This is a genomic window from Bacteroides sp. 1001136B_160425_E2 (genome assembly GCF_015559655.1).
GTDB lineage: Bacteria > Bacteroidota > Bacteroidia > Bacteroidales > Bacteroidaceae > Bacteroides > Bacteroides luhongzhouii.
The window spans coordinates 16,326-39,295 of sequence record NZ_JADMQH010000009.1 but is presented as its reverse complement, the minus strand read 5'-3'; the positions used below and the strand labels follow the sequence as shown (position 1 = coordinate 39,295).

Genomic DNA, 22,970 nt, shown 5'->3' with positions numbered 1-22,970 from the left:
TTATGAAAAGGATAAATAAGATATTTACATTCATGTGCATACTGACCTTGTTCAGTGCTTGCACCAAAGACCAAATGATTACTGACCTTACGGATGAAGATGGAACTACTACTTCTTCCAACAAGGCAACCATCTATAAACGTGGCTGCGGATTTAGCCTGGGCACAAGCACCGGACAATGGTGGGCTAATATCATCAACCTGAAAGCCAACTGGTATTATACATGGGGACTGACTGGCTGTCAGGACCCATACGCCCCGCAAAATGTAGAATTTGTTCCGATGTTTTGGGGACATACCAATGTAACCCAATCCAACATTGACATGGTGAATGATTTATATCGCCAGAAAAAGATATTCTATGTGCTTGGATTTAATGAACCGGATTTATCTTCTGAAGGGAATATGACCGTAGAACAGGCATTGGAAGACTGGAAGAAACTTTCGGACGGGCTTGACCCGGGTATAAAACTGGTAAGTCCGGCTGTATCCTGGCCCGGAGCTGCATGGTTCAATGACTTTATGAAAGGTGTGCAAAGCCAGAATCTGCGAATGGATTATATTGCCCTTCATATTTATATGGGGCAATCTCCCAAAACGTATGCTGATCAGGTAAAGAAAATTTTCTCTACTTATGGCAAGAAGATTTGGATTACAGAGTTTGCGCCTAGAGATGACAGTGCGACTTCCGGAAAGCCTGAAACCAATAAAGTTTCGGAAGAGTGGATTCGTAATCATTTTATAGAGCCGGTACTGACAGATTATGAGAATATGGATGAAGTCTTTCGTTATGCCTGGTTCAGCGGAAGCCCGACAATGGCAGGTCTGTGGACTTCAATGTTAGTTGATAAAGATGGTAAACTGACTTCTTTGGGAGATTATTATGCAACGATTCATCCGAATGACGATGCTGCTCCTGCCAATGGAATGACAATGCCACAATGATGCTGTATATGAGAATAAAGATATTTGTACTTGCAATGAGTTGTTTCACCCTGACCGTTTTTGGTCAGGGTAACAATTCTGTTGAGAAGAGAATTGACGTACTGGTTTCGCAAATGACTTTGCAGGAAAAGATTGGGCAGATGAACCAATTGACAGGCATGGGACTTTCAAAAAATATGAAAGAGTCTGTCAAGACTGGTAAAGTCGGAACGATCCTGAATGAATTGAATGTAGAGGTGGTGAACGAACTTCAGCGTATTGCCGTAGAAGAGAGTCGTTTGCATATTCCTTTGATCATAGCTCGTGATGTTATTCACGGATTTAAGACTATTTTCCCTATTCCTTTGGGACAAGCTGCTTCATGGAATCCGGAGATAACGGAAGAAGGTGCACGAGTTGCCGCTTTGGAGGCAAGTGCTACGGGAATTCGGTGGACATTCGCTCCTATGATAGATATCTCACGTGATCCACGATGGGGACGTATCGCCGAGTCTTGTGGAGAAGATCCTTACTTGACTTCTATCATGGGAGTAGCCATGGTAAAAGGTTTTCAAGGGACAGATTTATCGGCTCCTACAAGCATTGCTGCTTGCGCTAAACATTTCGCTGCTTATGGAGCGTCCGAATCCGGTAAAGATTATAATACAACTTGGATTCCGGAACTTTTGCTTCGGGATGTATATTTACCACCGTTTGAAGCGGTAGCGAAAGCAGGAGCGGCAACTTTTATGTGTTCCTTCAATGATATAAATGGTATTCCTTCCTCCGGGAACGCTTATCTGAACCATCAGATATTGCGTAACGAATGGAATTACGACGGGGTTCTAGTCAGTGATTGGGGATCTATTCAGCAAATGATTCCTCATGGTTTCTGTACCGATTTAAAGGATGCGGCGATGAAAGCGGCCAATGCATCGGTGGATATTGATATGATGGGATATGCATATACTAAACATCTGGAAGAATTGGTGAGAAGTGGACAAGTGAGTGAGAAAACTGTGGATGAGGCTGTTCGTAACATTCTTCGTCTGAAGTTCAGGCTGGGATTATTTGATAATCCTTATACAAAAGTTGAGAAGAAGTTACCTTATTATACAGACGAATCGTTGGCTAAAGCAAAACAGGCTGCTGCGGAAGGCGCTGTGTTGTTGAAAAACAATGGAGTGTTACCATTGAAGAAGGAAATAAAAACGATTGCTGTGATAGGTCCGTTGGCGGATGCTCCAGCTGATCAATTGGGCACATGGTGCTTTGATGCGGAACCAGAACATGCTGTCACGCCATTGGCGGCTTTACGCAATTTATATGGCGGGCAAGTGAAAATAATAGCAGAACGAGGATTACAATATAGTCGTGATAGCAGTGAAGAGGGGATTGCAAAAGCTGTAAAAGTGGCAGAACAAGCTGATGTTGTTCTAGCTTTTATGGGTGAAGAAGCTATCTTGTCCGGTGAAGCGCGTTGCAGGGCGGATATTGATTTGCCAGGTAAGCAAACGGAGTTATTGGCTGCTTTGAAACAGACGGGAAAGCCTGTGGTTATGGTAGTAATGGCGGGGCGTCCTTTAACGATTACCCGGGAGACAGAAATGGCAGATGCCATTCTGTATGCTTTCCATGGTGGTACAATGGCGGGACCTGCTTTGGCTGATTTGATATTTGGTAAACTTATTCCTTCGGGAAAACTTCCTGTGACTATCCCGCGTATGGTAGGACAAATTCCTATTTATTATGCGCATAAAAACACAGGACGTCCGGCAAGTAATATAACCTTAATGGATGATATTGAAATCGGAGCAAAACAAACGTCCATCGGTTTCACTAGTTATCATTTGGATGCTGGGGATAAGCCATTGTTTCCTTTCGGATATGGATTGTCTTATACGACGTTCCAATATAGCGATGTAAAACTCTCTTCGGAGAAGTTGAAACAAGGTGATAAGTTAATTGTCACTTGTAATATTACGAATGTAGGAGACTATGATGCCAGTGAGGTGGTACAGCTTTATGTCTGTGATCGAGTAGCTTCTTTAATTCGTCCGGTTCGTGAATTGAAAGGATTCAAAAAGGTATTTATGAAAGCAGGAGAAACTCATACAGTCAGTTTTCAACTTTCTTCTTCTGATTTGGCGTTTTGGCATGATGCGAAAGTGAAGAAAGCAGAAGCAGGAGAGTTCCTTGTTTGGGTATCTACCGATAGTCAGACAGGGACACCTGTTCGTTTCCTTTATGAAGAGTAACTGATCACTTGAACTCAAGCTACAATGTGTTTCATTCGGTTTTTATTGTCAATCTGTCAGGATAATGATTAATCCACTGATTATCAGTGAATATATGGCTGACAATAGATGCTGATAATAGGCTGACAAATAGGAAATAAGATTTCTATTGTCAGCCTGTTTTTTGCTTTTTAATAACTGAACTGTTTGATAAATAAGTGGTTATGTGGTTTGGAGTAGTAGTGCTTTCTTATTAATATGTACTGTACCTATGTATATCTATTGATAAAGCTAGCTTGAGATATAAGTAAAGTAACACTAAGATACCGGAAGAATAATGCTAAGCTGGCAGTAAAGTAGCGTTGAGATGCCGACATTGCCTGTTCTGCACTGAAAAAGATTTTTTCATTTCTCATATTCTCATTGTTTTTGATAAATGAAAGATAATCAAATAGATATCTTATGAGAAATACTTTTTAAAACGGGATTTCTCATAAGTTTCCCCATATTTTAGCTCAAAATCTACCTTATTCTCATAGTGTTTCAGGGTATTTCTCATAGTCAAAAGCCATTCGTCCTTCCTTTTTTCTTTCGACTTACCTTATTCTTATCAGGAAATGAAGCTACTATTTAGATAAAATAGTGGCTTTTTGCTTGAAGATGCTCATTAGTTTCAATTGTCCCATATATTGTGGGAAAGTATTCCCATATATTGAAGGAAAACTTTCCCGCAAAATGAGGGAATCCTTTCCCAAGTTGTTGGGAATCTTTTCCCACAATATATGGGACTAAGACACTGTATATGGAAACAAGCAAAAGGAATACATGGTTCTATTTATTCAATGCCTGTTTCCGGCACACTACACTATGAGAAATACCCTGAAACACTATGAGAATAAGGTCTATTTTGAGCTAAAATATGGAAAACTTATGAGAAATGCCGTTTTTTAAAAGTGTTTCTCACAAGATATCTATTTGATAACCTTTCGTTTATCTAAAAACAATGAGAATATGAGAAATGAAAATGAAAAATCGCTTGCAGGGAGCACGGGATAGATTGTATTTAGTTCATTTTTTGTACCAATAATGAGTCTATTCATATCTCAAATTCAGTTTCATTTATTTTTTGTTGATCGTTTGTATCGTCCGGCATACCTTTCCGTTTTTATCCACACCTTCTATGATAATATCCTCCGGTGCAGTGCTGTCCGGAGTATAATATTCTATAGTTGCTTTTCCGTCTGCATCTAGTTGTAAGGATGGATTCCAGTAGATAGTGCTTCGTAAATCCGAGCGTTGATTATTTTTTTTCTCGGGAGTATCATAAGTCGGTTGATAGAACTCTACTGAATCGCTATATCCCAATGGAGTACATGTGATAATGCCCTGTGCCGGTCTTGCCGGAAGATCCTTGCCGTCTTTCAGTGTGATGACAATAGCACCTGCTGAACCTCGGGAACCTAATATCGCTGCGTCAGCACCGCGAAGAAGGCTCAAACTGGACATGTCGCTGGTTTGAATCATGGTCAGTATGTCGTTGTCGTCTTCATAGACAACATCATCAATGACGATGACGGGTTGTTCGGGATTGTTGCGGATATGTATTTCGTTTCCGTTTGTCACACTGACCCCTGGAAGCCTGCTGACTGCATCAAAGGCTGTTTGTGCCCCGAATCCTTCAAGCCTTTCTCCTTCGATAGTGTAGGTGTTTATTCCTCCTGTATAAATACTTTCCGAGCTGGCTTTCTTGCGATTTCCTGTAACCACCACCTCTTTCAGGTTGTATACTCTCATCCCGCCTTCCATATAATACTGGTCGCGGGTATTAAGCAAATAATCTTCCATGAAAGTGGTGGTTCCGTCATAGAAAGGAGACTTGTGTGAGGCAACCGGATATGGAGGAGTATCAATCACAATATCCACTCCGGCGAATCCTCTTTTGGTGCGTGCCTGAACCAGGAAAGTCGTACTGTCTCTGAAAGAGGTATTGGCGATAAATTCTCCCTTGTCATTTGTGGTAGTAGTGATAACGATGTTTCTTTTTGGGGCCAAAATACAAATAGGACCTTGTTTTACATTGCCTCCAAAGAATCCCTTGATACGTCCGCTGATAGTTTGTCCCTTTTCTATATAGTTGGTAAGGTTTAATGAAGGCGAAGTCAGTACATTTCGGATATGGTGTCTGCGCCATCCGTGCGTCATCATCAAGAAGTCTATCGTGCGGAGAGTACGCAGGTCTTGCTGAAGAACATAATACCCCGGATTTTCTACATATCCTTTCAAATCTGAAGTTAGTAGAAGATTGGATATGATATTATCTGCAAGCGAGTCCGATTGTATGCTTCTTCTGTCTGTAATGCTGACGGAGAAACTACCTTCTACCGGAGTTCCATTATCATCCTTTGCTGAAATTTGCAAGGAAACCTTTTCTCTTTTCCCGTATGTCGGCTTGTCCGCAAGAATTTGCCATTGATGTGGATTCCGGTCGGGTACGAAAACTAAACGTTCACTAAGTGCGTTTCCCTGTTGGTCAATTAACATAAAATGGGTGATACCTGCGTTGAATAAACTGTCATTCATTTTTCCAAAAGTTCTGTTGGCACTGACTGGTTGCAGGATTGCCAGCTTCCCACGAGTGTGTGCAATCAAGAATAACTTTTGAGGCCACTGGGTAGCTTCTGTTTTTTGGATTTCGTAGCGTATTTCCTTTTTGTAATGCGTCATGGAAAGAGTGATTCCTTTTTCTTCTGCAGTCGGAAGATCAAATCGCTTGGTAATGCCGTCACTAGATTTGGCAATCACATAATAGGAATTCCCTGCAATCGGATTCAAGGTGAAAACTCCCATACCATCATGCTCCGAGCGAAAAGCTGTTAAGGTGTCTCCTTTTGCGTCGAACAGAAAACCTTCTATGTCTGTGGAAAAACCATCCGAACCTTGAGCCTTGAAAGCAATATTCTGATGAGCAACGGTCAAGAGAGCTCCACCTTCCGGGAAGAACTTAACATCAAAGTCTTTTGTAAATGAAGGCAGATAGAAAGTTCTCTTATAAATATATTGAGGGTCGTCAAATTCTACTTCAATGTGGCGCGTGGCAATAGGCTTCAGATCCGGCAGGGAAATAGAAATCATCCCATTCTCGTCTGTCTTTCTTTTACCTTTGTCTTTAATCTTCCCATTTTCAATGTAGCGGTAGCGGATGGCGGTATTTTCGAAAGCCTCTTGGGTATTGCTGGTAAATTTTATCTTGGCTGTATAATGTGATTCGTCTTCTTGCTGATACTCAATGTTTGAAATAATCGTGTTGTCAATCGAATTACCGATTTTCAGATTACGTGAATAAAAGAATTCCGGTTCCTGATTAAGCATCCAGTTGCTATATCCCCGCAAATAATAATCACCTGCCGGGAGAGTGGGAGGGAGTGTGAAAGCATTATGAAAACCCAGTGAATCTCTACGAATCTTCTTGCGTTCTACGATAGAGTCGGAACGGTTGACAAGCTCTGTAATGATGAAGTTACTTTGCGTATTGTCTTGATGGGTAACAGAGTTTACCAGATATCCCTTAAACCATATTTTTTCTCCTGCCCCATAAAATGGCTTGTCCAGATGTAAGTACAGCTTCTCTTGTGGAACTTTTTCCAGTAGATTAAAATACGCAATAATGGTATCTTGTACGTTTTGTCCCGACAATGGGGCAAAACAGAACAGTATTCCGAAAAAGAAAGCTGTTAAGCCTCTATGGATAGAAAATGTAGTTTGGTTTTTCATACAGTATGTGTTTGATGCTACCTCTATGATTTGTGCATCCAGATCGAAAGCACTTTCCTTTTTACTGCCAGTATGTTAATCACCGATACGGCGATGAATAATAGAACGCCCATGCTGATAGCTGCCCATAATGATCCTGTTTCCAGTTGTGGAAATAACAATCGGATGCTGTCTATGTAGTAACTGCGTAGCCAGGAGACTAATCCGATGGATAATGTGAGTACGATAACATTCAGTCCTACCGTGAGCAACTGATAAGGCAATGCTACCTTGTTGGGACTGTACCCGATTAATAACAGACTCTCCAGCTTAGTCGTATTTTTCTGCAAGAGCAAGAAAATGCTCAACATCAGGATATAGAATGAAAGAATACTGATAAATAAACCTACTCCCAATACAATGCCTACGATAAGACGGAGGAAATAAGTCGTTTTTCCGGCATCCAGCTTGCCGTCTTCCGTTTCATATCCTTTCTTTTGAAAATAACTGGCGATGGCTGAATCAGCCGGATTGCTCACTTCGATAATCAACCGCGCCGGCTGCGCTTCTGCATTCGGTGCGAAATTCTCATTAGCCCATTTCATGAAAGACTGGGGAACAAGAATCGTATTCAGACGATTGGAGAAGCCGACGATGTTTCCTTTGTACTGTTCCACCCGTCCGTTTCCACGCATCATAATATCCATTTGAATCAGCCCCATTAGTCCTTCCGAGAGCTTGGGAAGACTGCGGCTCTGTGCAAAGCCGAAGTTATAAAGGTTCAGATAGTTGCGGGGAATAATAATGGGGATGGTATGCGTGCTTTCGTCGAAGTGCCATTTGTCGAGTTTGATGTCGACAAACTCATCAGGAACAGATTCAAAGAACATATCTGTGGAAAGATGAATACCGGCTTCCTGCATGCCCAACCCTGCCGATACTTTGAATTGAGAAGGAGTGAAGGCGCCTATTGTTTTGGTGAACGGTTGTTTCTTCAAATCCGCAATATCTTCGGCAGAAAACGTATTACTCTTTCCTGCAAAAGAACCGAGTGTACTGATTTTCTTTGTAGCTATGATGAAATCCTTTTTCATAAAGCTGTCTCCTTCGGTGAATACCGGAATGACATCTTTATAAAACTGCACACTAAGCAATACAATCATCATGCCGAATAGATTGGCTAAAAAGAAACCGGCTAGTTGACCGATACTGATATGTTGGCGGAGGAGTTTCCAGACAAGAGTTGGCATTTTATTTACGATTTTACAATTTACGATTTGAAATGTTGCAGTGAAAAGAAACCGATGATTTTCTCACTTATCATTTCCCGCTCATTCTTTGTTATTTATCACTTGTTACAGTTGAAGTATATGGTTATAAGGCAATTCGATATGTTTACCGATGGAGGTTGCGATTACTCCTGCCCCTTGCGCCTTTGCCTCGGCAATGATAAGTTCGCCCATGATGCGGCTGTTATCATCATCCAGGTGGCTGATCGGTTCGTCCAGAAATAAAAAATCGAACGGCTGGCAGAGTGCCCGGATAAAGGCGACACGTTGCTGCTGTCCGAAAGATAGCTTGCCGGCTTTTACATTAATTTTATCTGCGATACCCAGTTGCTCGAAGAATGATAAGATTTCTTTTTTCTTTTTGCATCCGGTAAGGTTATTCTTCAATTGCACATTTTCAAGAGCGGTCAGTTCTGTGAAGATGCGTAAATCTTGAAAAAGCATACTTAGTGAATGCTTTCTTAGGTCGACCCATTGCTTCACGGAGTATGCTTTGATATTGGTTTCATCGAAATTAATAATCCCCTGATAGTCGTTGCGATAACCGTAGATATAGCTGCACAACGAAGATTTGCCGGTGCCGGAAGCAGCTTCAATCAGATACATTTCTTCTTTCCGGAAGATAAGATCCTGGTGCCATACATCCGAAGTCACCGAATTACGGTCAGCAAACACTTGGGGAAGTGTTTGCTGCAGGTGAATACTATTCATACCGTTTGTTTACATATTAATTACATGCCGGCAAATTGCTTGGCAAAGTCTACGATTTGTTTGAGAGCGTTGACGTCTTTATCTTTCAGGCAAAGGTCGATCTCGCTGATTTCTCCTTCTGAACTCATCGACAGATAAGAAACCTTATTGGCTAACTCAATATATGTTTTAACTTCCTGTCCTCCGAAACCTGCTACCATTTTAACAACAGGCAAGTCCAGTATTGCTTCAGCGTTGATTGCTACAAAGATGGTTTTTCCCTTCATATCCGATGTGTATGGAGCGTCTTTTATCGATTTGTCGGCAGCTTTACCTACGTTCTTGTAGAGTAACTCATCGTTGGTAGCATACATTTGTTTATCCTTGATACCGAAGAATATATTCATACCTTTTGTTTTGTAGACATATTCGTCCTTGCCAAGTTGAATGATATCTTCCCCTCTTTTCATTCCCAATGATTGCTTGTTCTTATAAATTGTTTCGAGGGCATTACCGTTTTTAACGTCAGCATACATCATGAAAGTAGGAGCACTGTTCATCGTTACGTTGATTAACCCGGCAGAAATATCACCATTGAATGAGCCGAACAACTCTTTTACTTCGTCTGCTTTGGCAATAGATACTGTATTGCGGAATTCTTTATTCTCGCTCAACAAATTATAAAGCCCTTCTCCTTTCACACCTACATTGAAGAACATCAGTGTGGAAGACGGGAAGTATTTAACGAAAGTGTTGTTTGCTTTTCCAAATGACTCCATTTGTTTTTTTATAAGAGCTTTCACGGCTTCGTTTTCAGTATAGTTTTCTGTTTTGAGGGCAATCTTGCCTTTCTCAAAATTCAGTCCTCCTACAAGAGTGATGTCCTCTGCTTTCACCTCGGTTGGTAACCCCATGCTTATCTGGTTGCGGTAGGTTGCAGGAATAGCTTCCATAGAAGCAAGGAAGTTAATATCACTTTTCTGCTTTTCCATTTTTTGGAAAGCTCCGGATTTTACAATGCTGTTATCTGCCGTCTGTTTCAACAGATTAGTGATGGCTTCTTTGGCCTTGTCAGTTTGAGTCGTTCCGCTTACATTAACAACCAGTACAGTAGAATTATTGAAAGCGAGCAAACCACCGTTCATCGTTGTAAAACTGTAACCGTCAGCTTCGCCTACCGGCTGGCAGATTTGTTCTTTGGCCATGACATCGAGTGAAGCATGAAGGTCGTCCTCATTGTTCACTTTACCTACAACAGTGGGGTAAGGGAAAGAAGAGGAAGAGAATACATAGAATGGAGATGCTACATCGATTCCCGATTCACCCGGATTCTTCATGACCTTTTCCAGTTGTTGGAAGGTAGCGGCATTCATTCCGCTTTTCAGTGCTTCCAGTACTTTTTGTTTTGCAGCTTCATTCTCTTTGTCATCCAATCCCGCTTTGCTAGCAAGGGATTTGAGGTTGATAGAGGCAACTACCGAAGCGTCAGCCGGTATCACATTGGTATATTCCGATGTTTTGGAACATGCTGCCAGAAAAACAATCAGTACTGCCAGTACCGAGAGTCGTGAAATCGTTTTCTTTGCCATACTTATGTTATTTAAAAGTTGTATAATCATTGATTCAGACGTTTCTTTTCATTATTGATTTTGTAGATTCAACGTATGGCAGGCCACTAGTGCGGCTGTTTCTGTACGGAGTCGTGATTTGCCCAAACTGATCGGAATAAATCCCTGTTCGATGGCTTTTTTCACTTCTTCTTCGCTGAAATCTCCTTCAGGTCCCACTAGGACAAGAGCGTCTTCTCCGGGTTTTAGGACATTCTTCAATAAAGGTTTCTCACCTTCGTAACAGTGGGCGATAAACTTCTGTCCTTTGAACTCCTGTCTGATGAACTGATCGAATTCGATCATTTCGTTCAATTTAGGCAGTCGTGCCTTGAGAGATTGTTTGATTGCTGAAATGAGAATCTTTTCAATACGTTCGGTCTTGATGACTTTACGTTCCGAGAAACGGCAGTTGAGGAAAGTCAGTTCGTCAAATCCGATTTCGGTAGCTTTCTCTGCAAACCATTCGTTACGGTCCATATTTTTTGTCGGTGCCATGGCGATGTGCAAATGGCACGGCCATAACGGTTCCTGAAAAATAGTTTCTTTGATCGTTACGAAACAACGTTTGTTGGTCGCAACAGTAATTTCAGCTTTGTAGAAGTTACCCTTACCGTCGGTAAGAGTGATTTCATCTCCGATGCCTAATCGCAGAACACGGGTACAGTGTTGTGCTTCCTCTTCGGGAAGTTCGTTGTTTTTCTGTATATCGGGAGTATAAAATACGTGCATAATATTACTTACTGATTTTTATTTCTTGAATTGATTTGGTCACGTATCCGGGCGGCTAATTCATAATTCTCATCTTTGATAGCCTGTTCCAGTGCTTCCTCAAGTGTTCTGGAAGTAGCACCAGGCAAATCATGTTCTTCTTCAGCCTCTTTGTCGTTGTCCGTTTCTTCAGAACGGGTTCTTGCTTCCGACGATATGTGAAGACATTCTTGTTCAAGAATCGATTCATAAATAAGGATCGGGCAGTCGGCACGCACAGCCAACGCAACAGCGTCTGAAGTCCGTGCATCGATACGTATAATCTCTTCGTCTTTTTTAAGGTAAATATAGGAGTAGAAAATACCATCCTTTGCTTTGTAAATTAATACACGTATCAGACTGGTACCCAATATGGTGAGACTGGTTATAAACAGATCATGTGTCAACGGGCGGGGAGTTTTTACTCCCTTCAGGTATAAAGCGGTAGCCTGGGCTTCCGCGGGACCGATGATGATAGGCAGTTGCCGTTCACCGTCCACTTCGCCTAATAGCATAGCAAACGCGCCTACTTGCGCCTGGCTGTTCGTGATATTTATAACTTGTAATTCTACCTTTTTGTCCATCGTTCTCTTTTACTTAATTTGTTTTACTCTCCTGCTGGTGTTTATACTTGAATACCAAGGCAAACAGAATGCCGATCACCAGGGCATAAGCTGCGAATATCAGCCAGATGTTCATCCATTCGCGACTCACCAGTCTGCCGTCAGCATACACAGAGAATGCGTCAACCACCGCACCGCTGGCATATCCACCAATGATGGCTCCCAGTCCGTTGGTCATCATAAAGAATAATCCCTGTGCACTGGCACGGATAGAAGAATTGGCTTCCTGTTCAACAAACAACGAACCGGAAATGTTGAAGAAATCAAAGGCCATACCATAAACGATCATGGAAAGGATCAGCATCCATAGTCCCGATCCCGGATCTCCGAAGCCGAACAGTCCAAACCGGAACACCCAGGCAAACATACTGATCAGCATGACCTGTTTGATTCCGAAATGACGCAGGAAGAAAGGTATGGCGAGAATAAACAGTGTTTCCGACATTTGTGAGATGGACAGTAGGATTACCGAATGTTTCACTCCGAATGATTCTGCATATTCGGGGATGCTGGCAAAGCTACTAAGGAAAAGATCACCGTAAGTATTTGTAATCTGCAATGCCGCACCTAAAAGCATGGAGAAAAGGAAGAAAATAGCCATCTTCTTTTTCTTGAATAACACCAGCGCATCCAGACCGAAAGCGGAGAGCCATGATTTGTTTTCTGATTTAGCCGGTCGGCAAGCTGGGAGGGTGAAAGAATAAAGCCCGAGCAGTAACGCGGAAGTGCCGCCTACATAAAGCTGTGCACTTGAATTCTTAAATCCGGTAAGGTCGACCGCCCACATGGCACAGATAAAACCGATTGTCCCCCATACACGGATAGGAGGGAAGTCTTTAATCAGGTCACATTTATATTGTTCCAGTGCATTGTACGATACTGTGTTAGCCAGGGATAGCGTGGGCATATATACCAACAGGTTGAGTAACATTGCCCAATACATTTGGTCATATCCTGTTACGGTAGAAGCATAGAAGAGGCATCCGGCTCCTGCGATATGGCAAAGCCCGTATAAACGTTCTGCATTAAACCATTTATCGGCAATAATACCGATAATACCCGGCATTACCAAAGAGGCAATCCCCATAGTGGCGAAAATGGCTCCGATCTGTCCTCCTTCGAAATGGAGTTCTCTTCCCATATAGCCACCTAATGATATTAACCAGGACCCCCATACAAAGAATTGCAGGAAGTTCATAATAATCAAACGAACTTTTATACTCATGACTTTTTTAAATTTGTGTTTCTCTTCACGTTCATAAACCTTGCAAATATAATATTTTCGTTGAATAGGTGGACAAGTAATTTGATAAAAAGGGGATAAAAATGGCATAAATGCGAAGAAAAGAGGAGATTTAGTCGTGAAAAAACAAATCAGGGGGGTATAAAAAAAAGAAGGCTATCTATCCCAGACAGCCAATCTTTGTTAACCTTAAATCTAATACCATGAAAAACACGGTGCAAAGATATAGGGTTTATGTTATAGAACATAATGTTTTCTCGAAAATATTCTATTTGTTAACTCTAATTAACTTTGAATCTTCCATTTTTCTGTTACAGCCCTTCTGTTTTACCACAGAATTTGATTATTCTACATAGAGTACCAGTCCTTTCAGGTATTCTCCTTCGGGATGATAGATGTTTACCGGATGGTCGGCAGGCTGAGTCAGTTGGTGTAGAATGCGCACACTGCGTCCTGACATAGCTGCTGCGGTAAATACGGCAGTACGGAAATTGTCTTTGCTTACTACTTGCGAACAAGAGAAGGTAAACAGGATGCCGCCCGGTTTGATTTTCTCAAATGCTTTGGCGTTCAGTTTGCGATAACCTTGCAAAGCATTCCGCAGGGCGTCTTTGTGTTTGGCAAATGCGGGCGGGTCGAGAATGATTAAATCATACTGGTCGCCCATGCGGTCGAGATATTTGAAAGCGTCTTCGGCAAAAGCTTCGTGGCGGGAATCACCGGGGAAGTTCAGTTCTACATTTTTATTAGTCAGATCAATCGCTTTGGCAGAGCTGTCGACAGAGTGGACGAGCTTTGCGCCTCCGCGCATGGCATAGAATGAGAATCCGCCGGTATAGCAGAACATATTCAGTACCGAACGGTCTTTGGCATAACGTTCCAGTAAAGAACGATTTTCGCGCTGGTCTACGAAAAATCCGGTTTTTTGACCTTTCAGCCAGTCTACATGGAACTGTAAGCCATATTCTTGCGCGATATTATTACTGCTTCCTCCTTTCAGAAAACCGTTTTCGGGGAAAAGATCTGCTTTAAAAGGAAGAGTTGTTTCTGATTTATAATAGATATTCTCGATCTTGTCGCCCATTACTTCGGATAAAGCTTCGGCAATTGTCATGCGGTCTACGTGCATTCCTGCAGAGTGTGCCTGCATAACTGCAGTTTTGGCATAAACGTCAATAACCAGTCCGGGGAGATTGTCTCCTTCACCATGAACGAGCCGGTAAGTATTGTTGGTCGGATTGGTGGCGATGCCGATACTACGACGCATATCGTATGCAATTTCCAGTTTACGTTTCCAAAAATCGTGATCGATAGGTTCCTGATGGAAAGACAGTACGCGCACAGCAATACTTCCGATTTGGAAATGTCCTTCGGCAATAAATTCTTTTTTTGAGGTGTATACTTCTACAACTTCACCTTCATCGGGCTCTCCGTCAAAACGAGCGATAGCACCGGAAAAAATCCAGGGGTGGAATCTCTTAAGAGAATCTTCTTTACCGGGTTTGAGATATACTTTATGCATAATATAGCCTCTCCCTAACCCTCTCCCAGGGAGAGGAGGATTGAGATAGTTTTGTTATTGGTTATTAATTACTTATTTTATTATTTATCACTTATCATTTATCGTCTATGACTGCTGGTTGCTTATAGGGTCGGTAGAAACTTCTTCCCTTTCCTTGGAAGCAGGCGGGAGGGCAGCTATTTCCCAATCTCCTGTCTGTTTCAGCTCTTGCAACAGATTATAGATGTTGAGGCAAGCCCATGCATCCGTGGCGGCATATTGTTTCTGTCCGTCGCTCAATACATCAGCTTCCCAATTGGACAAACGCTGTGATTTGGATATTTTTTCTTTGAATAAGATAGCATAAATCTTTTGCAGACTTTTGTCCTGTATGCCGAATTGGCGCACGTAGTCCTGTAATTCGATACAGCTTTGTTGAGTAAAAGGTGCGCGTTTGTGCAGCATCATAAAGTCATCTTTCAGTGAAAGTCCCACTTTGATTACAGCCGGGTTTTCTAATAAATCAACCAATGGCTGGGTCAATCCCGTCATATTGAGCCGGAATAGGAAACAACATTCTTCAGAAGAAATCTGGAGGAGTGCTACTTTGTGCGATTGTCCTTTGGTAAAGGAAGGACGCGTTTCACTGTCAATGCCTATCACAGATCTGGATTGGAGGTAAGCTACTGCTTTTTCCGTTTCAGCTTCCGACTGGATAACATAAATACGTCCCGGAAAAACAGTTTTCGGGAGTTCTTTTAGTTCATCTTTGTCTATGGTTCTTCTTACAATCATTTCTATATTTATTCATCATCGTGGCAATGGCAACCGTCTTCGTGACAGTGGCAATCATCGTTGTGGCAATGACAGCCTTCTTCTTCACAACAATCGTTGTCGTCGCTTGGTTCGTAAAATCCTTCTTCATTACCATTCTCTTGCTCCTCTTCTTCCAGCTGGTTGTATTTCACGTCATGAAGGGCGCGTAGCGTGTTTACCAGTTTCTGTCCCCACAGTGTGCCGAAGTTTTCCTGGCAGATAGCCAATGAATCATTCATTGTTTCGTTCAGTCCCAGTTGGAAGACAAATATGAAATCTTTAATATCCTGATAAATGTCAGCCAGATCTTCCGATATTGATTTCTTGATAGGTTGGTCGCTATAAACCATATCTTGCACGAATACGTCCAGATAATCGTCCTTGTCACCCATCAATCCTGAAAGATTGATACGCAGAATTTCGTAAATCTCTTCCGTGACATACGTTTCGGGCGCCTCGTCCCCGATCGTCTCACATTTGGGCAGCATAGATGCTTTGAGATAGAGTAGGGGGAGTATTTTTAATGATGTATCAACGAAAGTACTACGCTTCATGCGTTCGGCACGTTCGAGAAATGCACAAAATTCGGCGGCTACTGTAACGAACTCAATTACGTTCTTATCAAATATCGTTTGGCTTTCTTTTTCCATGATCTATATTGATTTGAAACGCAAAGGTAAGAAAAAGGATTGAATGAGCGTAGTGCTCGTTATTTTTTTATTATTTTTGCAGCTTAGAATCTCATTCCAGTTTTATAAAAAGAATAAAAGACTCATGGCAAAGAAGAAATTAGATAAGGAGGCGGAAAGCACTCCCTCTTCCCCCAGTAAAATTGTGGCTGTATGTAAGAATGAAACTGTTCATTTTGTGATTGGATTGATGCTGGTCATCTTTTCCGTTTACCTGTTGTTGGCTTTTTCTTCCTTCTTCTTTACGGGGGCTGCCGATCAAAGTATTATCGATAGCGGTAGTTCGGCGGATTTGGCGGCTGTTAATAATCAGGTGAAGAATTATGCCGGTTCACGCGGAGCGCAGTTGGCAAGTTATCTGATAAACGACTGTTTCGGTGTTTCCTCTTTCTTCATACTTGTTTTTCTGGCAGTGGCGGGATTGAAGTTGATGCGTGTACGTGTGGTCCGCTTGTGGAAGTGGTTTATTGGCTGCACGCTTTTATTAATCTGGTTTTCCGTATTCTTCGGATTTGCTTTTATGGATCATTATCAGGATTCCTTCATTTATCTGGGCGGTATGCACGGATACAATGTTAGCCGTTGGTTAATCTCGCAAGTAGGAGTGCCTGGGGTATGGATGGTCCTATTGATAACTGCTGTCTGTTTCTTTATATATATAAGTGCGCGTACTGTTATTTGGTTGCGTAAACTTTTTGCGTTGAGTTTCTTGAAACGCGAAAAGAAAGAGAAGGAAGAAATCATCCCGGAAGGAGAAGGCGATCAGGAGTTCACGACTTCCCAACCGCAAGAAGTGGAGTTCAATTTGAAACGGACATATAAACAGACACCTCCTCCGGCACCTGTGATGGATATACAGGCTGAAGAACCCGTGAAGGAATTCCCAGTCAATCAACCGGAGCCGGAAGATTCTCCTTTATCTGATGAAAGTGAAGGAGTGACTATGGTGTTTGAGCCGACTGTCTCCAATCCTGTTCCCGCTGTGCAGGAAGAATCTTTGGAAGAGGCGGAACCCGGGTTTGAAGTAGAATCTGCGGCTTCTGAAGAAGAATATCAAGGGCCGGAACTCGAACCTTACAATCCCACTAAGGATTTGGAAAACTACCGTTTCCCGACTATCGACCTGATGAAGCATTTTGAAAATGATGATCCGACGATTGACATGGATGAACAGAATGCAAATAAAGATCGTATTATCAACACATTGCGCAGTTTCGGAATCGAAATCAGTACGATTAAAGCAACGGTAGGACCTACGGTAACTTTATATGAAATTACTCCGGAACAGGGAGTACGTATTTCCAAAATCCGTGGTTTGGAAGATGATATTGCATTGAGCCTTTCGGCTGATGGTATCCGCATCATTGCTCCGATACCGGGTAAGGGAACAATCGGTATTGAAGTGCCGAACAAGAATCCGAAGATCGTTTCCGGGCAAAGTGTGATCGGAAGCAAGAAATTCCAGGAATCCAAATATGATCTGCCTATTGTATTGGGTAAGACCATCACGAATGAAGTCTTTATGTTCGACCTTTGCAAGATGCCGCACGTATTGGTGGCGGGTGCAACCGGTCAGGGTAAGTCAGTAGGTTTGAATGCTATTATTACCTCCTTATTATATAAGAAGCACCCGGCAGAATTGAAGTTTGTACTGGTCGATCCGAAGAAAGTAGAATTCAGCATTTATTCGGTGATCGAAAATCATTTTCTGGCCAAACTTCCTGATGGGGGTGAGCCGATTATTACAGACGTAACGAAGGTAGTGCAAACCTTGAACTCTGTTTGTGTGGAGATGGATACCCGTTATGACTTACTGAAAATGGCACATGTGCGTAATATCAGGGAATATAATGAGAAGTTTATCAACCGTCGTCTGAATCCGGAAAAGGGGCATAAGTTTATGCCGTATATCGTAGTGGTTATTGACGAGTTCGGAGATTTGATTATGACTGCCGGTAAAGAAGTGGAACTTCCGATTGCCCGTATTGCACAGTTGGCACGTGCCGTCGGTATTCACATGATTATCGCTACACAGCGTCCGACTACTAATATTATTACAGGTACGATTAAAGCCAACTTCCCGGCGCGTATCGCTTTCCGTGTATCTGCCATGATGGACTCCCGTACTATTCTTGACCGTCCGGGTGCTAACCGCTTGATTGGTAAGGGGGATATGCTTTTCTTGCAGGGAGCTGATCCGGTACGTGTACAGTGTGCCTTTATCGATACGCCGGAAGTAGAAGAGATTACAAAATTCATTGCCCGTCAGCAAAGTTATCCTACTCCGTTCTTCTTGCCCGAATATGTGAGTGAAGATAGTAATAGTGAAGTAGGGGATATTGATATGGGACGTCTCGATCCGTTGTTTGAAGATGCAGCCCGGTTGGTTGTTATTCATCAGCAAGGCTCCACTTCATTGATTCAGCGTAAATTTGCGATTGGCTATAATCGTGCCGGCCGTATAATGGATCAATTGGAAAAGGCCGGAATTGTAGGTCCTACGCAAGGAAGCAAGGCCCGTGACGTATTGTGTATTGACGATAATGATCTTGAAATGCGATTGAACAATTTACAGTAACAGTTCGTTTATTAATCAAATGAGAAAGTACATTTTTAGTGTTTTAATAGCTTTACTGTCTTTGCCTGTGATTGCTCAACAACAGCAGTCGCAGGCTAAAGTCATTCTTGACAAAACGGCAGAGGCGTTTCGTAAAGCAGGTGGTGTGAAGGCTGATTTTACTGTAAAGGCTGTGACAAATGGCTTGGTAGAAGGGACTGAAAGTGGAATGATTCAGTTGAAAGGAGAGAAATTTGTACTGAAAACATCTGATATTATCACTTGGTTTGACGGAAAAACGCAGTGGAGTTATGTGACAAAAAATGATGAAGTGAATGTCAGTAATCCGACGCAGGAAGAGTTGCAGCAGATAAATCCGTATACATTTCTGTATATGTATCAGAAAGGATTCTCTTATAAGTTGGGGGCGACCAAAACGTTTCGTGGAAAAGCCGTTTGGGAAGTTGTTCTGACTGCCAGAGATAAGAAACGGGAGTTGGAACGTATCACTCTTTTTGTGACGAAGGACACTTATGAACCTCTATATATTTTGCTTCAGCAGCGTGGTCGGCAGACACGTAATGAGATAACCGTTACAAGTTATCAGACCGGGCAGAATTATACGGATCGTGTTTTTACTTTTGATAAAAAACAATATCCCAATGCAGAGGTGATAGATTTGAGATAACATGTTTTTATAACAAAACAATAAAGATAAATTAAAATGGCAGAAATAGAAAAAGTGAAATGCCTGATTATAGGTTCAGGACCTGCCGGATATACGGCAGCGATTTATGCAGGACGTGCTAATTTATGTCCGGTACTATATGAAGGATTGCAGCCGGGTGGCCAGTTGACTACTACCACAGATGTAGAGAACTTCCCCGGTTATCCGGAAGGTATCAGTGGTCCGCAATTGATGGAAGATTTGCGTGCACAGGCAAGCCGTTTCGGAACAGACGTTCGTTTTGGTATCGCTACGGCAGCTGATTTAAGTAAAGCTCCTTATAAAATAACAATTGACGGTGATAAAGTGATTGAAACGGAATCATTGATTATTGCTACCGGAGCTACAGCTAAATATCTGGGACTGGAGGATGAAAAGAAGTATGCCGGAATGGGTGTAAGTGCTTGCGCTACTTGCGATGGTTTTTTCTATCGTAAGAAAGTGGTTGCTGTAGTTGGTGGTGGTGATACTGCTTGTGAAGAAGCGGTTTATCTTGCCGGTCTTGCATCCAAAGTATATTTGATTGTCCGTAAACCTTTCCTGCGTGCATCGAAGATAATGCAGGAGCGTGTCATGAATCATGAGAAGATTGAAGTTCTTTTTGAACATAATGCGGTTGGTTTGTTTGGTGACAATGGAGTAGAAGGGGTAAACCTGGTGAAACGTTGGGGTGAACCGGATGAAGAACGTTATAGCTTGCCTATCGACGGTTTCTTCCTAGCCATCGGACATCAACCGAATACTGAAATATTCAAAGAGTATATTGATACAGACGAAGTCGGTTACATTATTACAGATGGTGATAGTCCTCGTACGAAAGTGCCCGGGGTCTTTGCTGCAGGAGATGTGGCTGATCCGCATTATCGTCAAGCTATTACGGCCGCGGGAAGTGGATGTAAGGCAGCTTTGGAGGCAGAACGCTATCTTTCTTCCAAAGGGCTTGTGTGATAAATATATCTTCGATATAAACGAATAAATGGCAATCACCTCATTCCGGTGTGATTGATTATCAAATAAAACGAGGGTGTCCATTACGGACACCCTCGTTTAGTTAAAATTTTAGATTAGTATAGTTATATAATTTAAGAGAGAGATTTTTATTTCAGGAGTTGTTCTTCAATGATCTGTACATACTTTTCCGGCGTGGCACCAACCTCGATAATTGGTTTGCCGCCTACTGGGATGAAGAATAGCGTAGGTAATGCTTGTACACTAAAGTGGTTGCATAAATCTTTTTCTTTATCAGCATTTACCTTATAGAATATAACTTTTCCTTTATATTTTTCAGCTAGTTTTTCCATTTCCGGAAGTAGACGCATACATGGACCGCACCATGTAGCCCAGAAATCAATGACTATCGGTTTGTCTCCATTATAAATGAAATCATTTCCTTTTCTGTAGTCGAAAATGTGTTCGAGAAAGAACTGGCGGGTAATTGGATTCAACTTACCATCTTCAACTTTGGTTTCCGTCACTTTAGCTTCCGCTTCTGGTATAGGAACCATATCGAATGGCTGGAAGTAAATTTTCTGATGAATATAGTCAATAGATATAATTCCGTAGTCCAGTATCTTTTTGCCTAATACGGAACGTTTCAAGAATGGGTTTTTCACTGCCATGGCATCTTCAATCTTTGTTTTTACAAACATCGTTTCAGGTAAGATGAGGCTTTCCTGTTCTTGATTTTCCTCTTTATATCCATTGGAAACTTTTTGGTTACTTCCTTTGGTATATTGTGTACTCCATGTATTGAAATCTGCTTCGGTAAGATTCACCAATCCTTCGCTCCACGTGTCCAGGACAAGAGAAACAGGCTTTCCTTGAATGTTTATCGGACATACTATTCCTAATCCCGTTATCAAGTTAAAATTTTCCCGATAGTTAAGTTTCATATAAGAAGGACGGTAGGGCTGTGTAATCGTAATTTTCTTCCGTTGCATGTCAATGGTTAATACAGAAGTGCGGAAAACAGCACCACTTAATACACCCATAACCCCTAGCTTGCGTAGATATGGTTCATCTTCCAATGCGAAAGCCGGAAGATCGTTGGCAAATGTATTTTTACCAATAGCTACTGTTGCCATTTCATATACCTTTCCGACAGGTACCTGTTTAAATACAAAATCTTGGTAAGAACTAAAAGTTCCTTTCTTTTCTGTATTGATGTGTAACTTCTTGAGAGCTTCAGGGAGTAGAGCGTTATGTCCTGATAAATCGAGGACAAAGTCAGCCACTTCACCATTTATGGTAGCTTCCACGATAATTTTTCCATCAATAGTTTTGAATGGAATGACCTCTGTCATACTGTTTTGTGTTTGTGCACTGATACCTCCTGTAATACAGAATGCAAGCAAACAGAGATACATTTTGGTTATTATTCGTTTCATATATTCTTTCTGTTTAAAGTTTATTTCTCTTTCCTGATTTCAATTCTTTTCTCTTGATTATCTTTTTTGATGATAATATAGCCGGTATCACCAGGTATAGCATTCATAATTTCTTCTACAGCCATTTGGCTCATTGGACAATCTTTCAGTGAAGTTCCGTTGATATTAATCACTTCGTCTCCGAAAGCAACTGTATCTTTCATGCTATTCCATATTGTGGTAATTTCGAATCTCTCGTTCCGTGGCAATATACTTACGTTCCAAAGAGCAGGAGCACCTCCCATGTCGATTTTTTCTTCTTCAAATGGGAGGAAGTAAAAACGTCTCCGCATATAATCGATAATTACTTTACCATACTTCAGTAGATCCACTCCGATGATAGTTCCATTCATGACAGTTGTTGTACTACCTACGTTCGTGAATTCTTTTCCCATGATATTGATGGAAGGTACAGATACTTTTTTAATATCCACCGGCTTGCCTAACCCTGTTATTCCGGCAGCTACGATACCATATCCATGATTGGTAAGTTGCGAAACGTCAGCCAGCCTGTTGTAATCTTCCGTAGAATAAAGTAGAAAGCCATTAGCACCTGTGTCAAACAGAACCCTTAAATCATTATTCCCTAATCGAACGTTGACGATGGAATGATGTTCTGTTTCATCCAACAAAGGAATTCCGTCTGTCACTTTTAACCTTTCGGGACGATACGGATAGTTGATAACCATTATTTTCGAACGGGAATCGAATGTTACAACCGATTGTGCGAAGGCATCTCCTCCAAGAATTCCGACAACTCCCAGTTCTGTGAAGAATGGACTTTTAGGTAGCACCATCGTTTTCAACTGTTTGATTTTATAGCTTTTTCCGATAGAAATATTCTGTACGTGGGCTTCCTGATAGTTGGAGCCTTGTGCATTCACATCAGAAATACGCATATATCCTGCGGCAGTAGCTTTCATTTCCGTTGCTGCATCATACATGGTCCCTGTTCTTCCTCCGGTATCGACGATGTATTTTACTTTTATGCCATTAACGGTGACGGGTATGATGATTTTCTCATGGATGAATTCATAAGGAATGGTATCGCAAACCTTATTCTGGATTTGCGCTACCATTTCTTGTCCACAGTTTAGAAATAATAGCAGCCATAAGCCGGTCAGTATTCCTATTCTTTTCAT

At 41.8% G+C, this 22,970-nt stretch carries 17 protein-coding genes; 5 read left to right on the top strand and 12 right to left on the bottom strand.

Annotated features, from left to right (window positions below; all coding sequences use genetic code 11):
• Positions 1–2 precede the first annotated feature (2 nt).
• Together I2I04_RS10565 and bglX are read left to right on the top strand one after the other, a co-directional pair.
• Positions 3–944, top strand: a complete 942-nt coding sequence (locus tag I2I04_RS10565) for a glycosyl hydrolase (RefSeq protein WP_229126975.1) — start codon at positions 3–5, stop codon at positions 942–944.
• Between the two features lie 8 nt (positions 945–952).
• Entirely contained in the window at positions 953–3,181 is a 2,229-nt protein-coding gene (bglX, locus tag I2I04_RS10560; RefSeq protein ID WP_410489772.1) for a beta-glucosidase BglX, read from the top strand.
• A 1,098-nt stretch (positions 3,182–4,279) separates the two neighbouring features.
• Here bglX and I2I04_RS10555 read toward each other — a convergent pair.
• The 10 genes from I2I04_RS10555 to I2I04_RS10510 form a co-directional block, all read right to left on the bottom strand.
• Positions 4,280–6,931 (bottom strand): TonB-dependent receptor plug domain-containing protein, encoded by a 2,652-nt coding sequence (locus I2I04_RS10555; protein ID WP_195654991.1) that lies wholly within the window; start codon positions 6,929–6,931, stop codon positions 4,280–4,282.
• 23 nt (positions 6,932–6,954) lie between these two features.
• A complete protein-coding gene (locus tag I2I04_RS10550) occupies positions 6,955–8,160 on the bottom strand; it encodes an ABC transporter permease (RefSeq protein ID WP_143258121.1) in 1,206 nt (401 codons plus the stop codon).
• A 105-nt stretch (positions 8,161–8,265) separates the two neighbouring features.
• Positions 8,266–8,910 (bottom strand): ATP-binding cassette domain-containing protein, encoded by a 645-nt coding sequence (locus I2I04_RS10545; RefSeq protein WP_074707536.1) that lies wholly within the window; start codon positions 8,908–8,910, stop codon positions 8,266–8,268.
• A 20-nt stretch (positions 8,911–8,930) separates the two neighbouring features.
• The gene (locus I2I04_RS10540) at positions 8,931–10,478 is read right to left on the bottom strand and encodes a DUF4836 family protein (RefSeq protein ID WP_143258123.1); all 1,548 of its coding nucleotides are present in this window, start codon (positions 10,476–10,478) and stop codon (positions 8,931–8,933) included.
• Positions 10,479–10,529: 51 nt separating this feature from the next.
• Positions 10,530–11,228, bottom strand: coding sequence for a 16S rRNA (uracil(1498)-N(3))-methyltransferase (locus I2I04_RS10535; protein WP_143258124.1), 699 nt, complete (start codon positions 11,226–11,228; stop codon positions 10,530–10,532).
• Positions 11,229–11,236: 8 nt separating this feature from the next.
• Complete coding sequence (locus I2I04_RS10530; protein ID WP_143258125.1) at positions 11,237–11,830, bottom strand: bifunctional nuclease family protein; 594 nt, start codon at positions 11,828–11,830, stop codon at positions 11,237–11,239.
• A gap of 13 nt (positions 11,831–11,843) precedes the next feature.
• Positions 11,844–13,094 (bottom strand): nucleoside permease, encoded by a 1,251-nt coding sequence (locus tag I2I04_RS10525; RefSeq protein WP_195654990.1) that lies wholly within the window; start codon positions 13,092–13,094, stop codon positions 11,844–11,846.
• A 361-nt stretch (positions 13,095–13,455) separates the two neighbouring features.
• Positions 13,456–14,634 (bottom strand): class I SAM-dependent rRNA methyltransferase, encoded by a 1,179-nt coding sequence (locus I2I04_RS10520; RefSeq protein WP_143258127.1) that lies wholly within the window; start codon positions 14,632–14,634, stop codon positions 13,456–13,458.
• Between the two features lie 105 nt (positions 14,635–14,739).
• On the bottom strand, positions 14,740–15,408 hold the full coding sequence (locus I2I04_RS10515; RefSeq protein ID WP_195654989.1) for a 3'-5' exonuclease: 669 nt from the start codon (positions 15,406–15,408) through the stop codon (positions 14,740–14,742).
• Positions 15,409–15,416: 8 nt separating this feature from the next.
• On the bottom strand, positions 15,417–16,079 hold the full coding sequence (locus I2I04_RS10510) for a DUF5063 domain-containing protein (protein ID WP_143258129.1): 663 nt from the start codon (positions 16,077–16,079) through the stop codon (positions 15,417–15,419).
• A 124-nt stretch (positions 16,080–16,203) separates the two neighbouring features.
• Between I2I04_RS10510 and I2I04_RS10505 the strand changes: the two genes are divergently transcribed.
• From I2I04_RS10505 to trxB, 3 genes are read left to right on the top strand one after another with little or no spacing between them, the layout of a single operon-like run.
• Positions 16,204–18,696 carry a DNA translocase FtsK gene (locus I2I04_RS10505; protein WP_143258130.1) on the top strand — a complete coding sequence of 831 codons (2,493 nt, stop codon included), beginning with the start codon at positions 16,204–16,206 and terminating at the stop codon, positions 18,694–18,696.
• A 19-nt stretch (positions 18,697–18,715) separates the two neighbouring features.
• On the top strand, positions 18,716–19,363 hold the full coding sequence (locus tag I2I04_RS10500; RefSeq protein WP_195654988.1) for a LolA-like putative outer membrane lipoprotein chaperone: 648 nt from the start codon (positions 18,716–18,718) through the stop codon (positions 19,361–19,363).
• A 36-nt stretch (positions 19,364–19,399) separates the two neighbouring features.
• Positions 19,400–20,350, top strand: coding sequence for a thioredoxin-disulfide reductase (gene trxB / locus I2I04_RS10495; RefSeq protein ID WP_074707523.1), 951 nt, complete (start codon positions 19,400–19,402; stop codon positions 20,348–20,350).
• A 149-nt stretch (positions 20,351–20,499) separates the two neighbouring features.
• On the opposite strand, the gene I2I04_RS10490 is transcribed toward trxB, so the two are convergent.
• Positions 20,500–21,789: a thioredoxin domain-containing protein gene (locus I2I04_RS10490; RefSeq protein WP_195654987.1), complete on the bottom strand. Its 1,290-nt coding sequence runs from the start codon at positions 21,787–21,789 to the stop codon at positions 20,500–20,502.
• Between the two features lie 20 nt (positions 21,790–21,809).
• Positions 21,810–22,970: an aspartyl protease family protein gene (locus I2I04_RS10485; protein WP_143258133.1), complete on the bottom strand. Its 1,161-nt coding sequence runs from the start codon at positions 22,968–22,970 to the stop codon at positions 21,810–21,812.

Coding starts and splice junctions, on each gene's coding strand:
- I2I04_RS10565 (WP_229126975.1), top strand. CDS start 3: ATGAAAAGGATAAATAAGATATTTACATTCATGTGCATACTGACCTTG.
- bglX (WP_410489772.1), top strand. CDS start 953: ATGAGAATAAAGATATTTGTACTTGCAATGAGTTGTTTCACCCTGACC.
- I2I04_RS10555 (WP_195654991.1), bottom strand. CDS start 6,931: ATGAAAAACCAAACTACATTTTCTATCCATAGAGGCTTAACAGCTTTC.
- I2I04_RS10550 (WP_143258121.1), bottom strand. CDS start 8,160: ATGCCAACTCTTGTCTGGAAACTCCTCCGCCAACATATCAGTATCGGT.
- I2I04_RS10545 (WP_074707536.1), bottom strand. CDS start 8,910: ATGAATAGTATTCACCTGCAGCAAACACTTCCCCAAGTGTTTGCTGAC.
- I2I04_RS10540 (WP_143258123.1), bottom strand. CDS start 10,478: ATGGCAAAGAAAACGATTTCACGACTCTCGGTACTGGCAGTACTGATT.
- I2I04_RS10535 (WP_143258124.1), bottom strand. CDS start 11,228: ATGCACGTATTTTATACTCCCGATATACAGAAAAACAACGAACTTCCC.
- I2I04_RS10530 (WP_143258125.1), bottom strand. CDS start 11,830: ATGGACAAAAAGGTAGAATTACAAGTTATAAATATCACGAACAGCCAG.
- I2I04_RS10525 (WP_195654990.1), bottom strand. CDS start 13,094: ATGAGTATAAAAGTTCGTTTGATTATTATGAACTTCCTGCAATTCTTT.
- I2I04_RS10520 (WP_143258127.1), bottom strand. CDS start 14,634: ATGCATAAAGTATATCTCAAACCCGGTAAAGAAGATTCTCTTAAGAGA.
- I2I04_RS10515 (WP_195654989.1), bottom strand. CDS start 15,408: ATGATTGTAAGAAGAACCATAGACAAAGATGAACTAAAAGAACTCCCG.
- I2I04_RS10510 (WP_143258129.1), bottom strand. CDS start 16,079: ATGGAAAAAGAAAGCCAAACGATATTTGATAAGAACGTAATTGAGTTC.
- I2I04_RS10505 (WP_143258130.1), top strand. CDS start 16,204: ATGGCAAAGAAGAAATTAGATAAGGAGGCGGAAAGCACTCCCTCTTCC.
- I2I04_RS10500 (WP_195654988.1), top strand. CDS start 18,716: ATGAGAAAGTACATTTTTAGTGTTTTAATAGCTTTACTGTCTTTGCCT.
- trxB (WP_074707523.1), top strand. CDS start 19,400: ATGGCAGAAATAGAAAAAGTGAAATGCCTGATTATAGGTTCAGGACCT.
- I2I04_RS10490 (WP_195654987.1), bottom strand. CDS start 21,789: ATGAAACGAATAATAACCAAAATGTATCTCTGTTTGCTTGCATTCTGT.
- I2I04_RS10485 (WP_143258133.1), bottom strand. CDS start 22,970: ATGAAAAGAATAGGAATACTGACCGGCTTATGGCTGCTATTATTTCTA.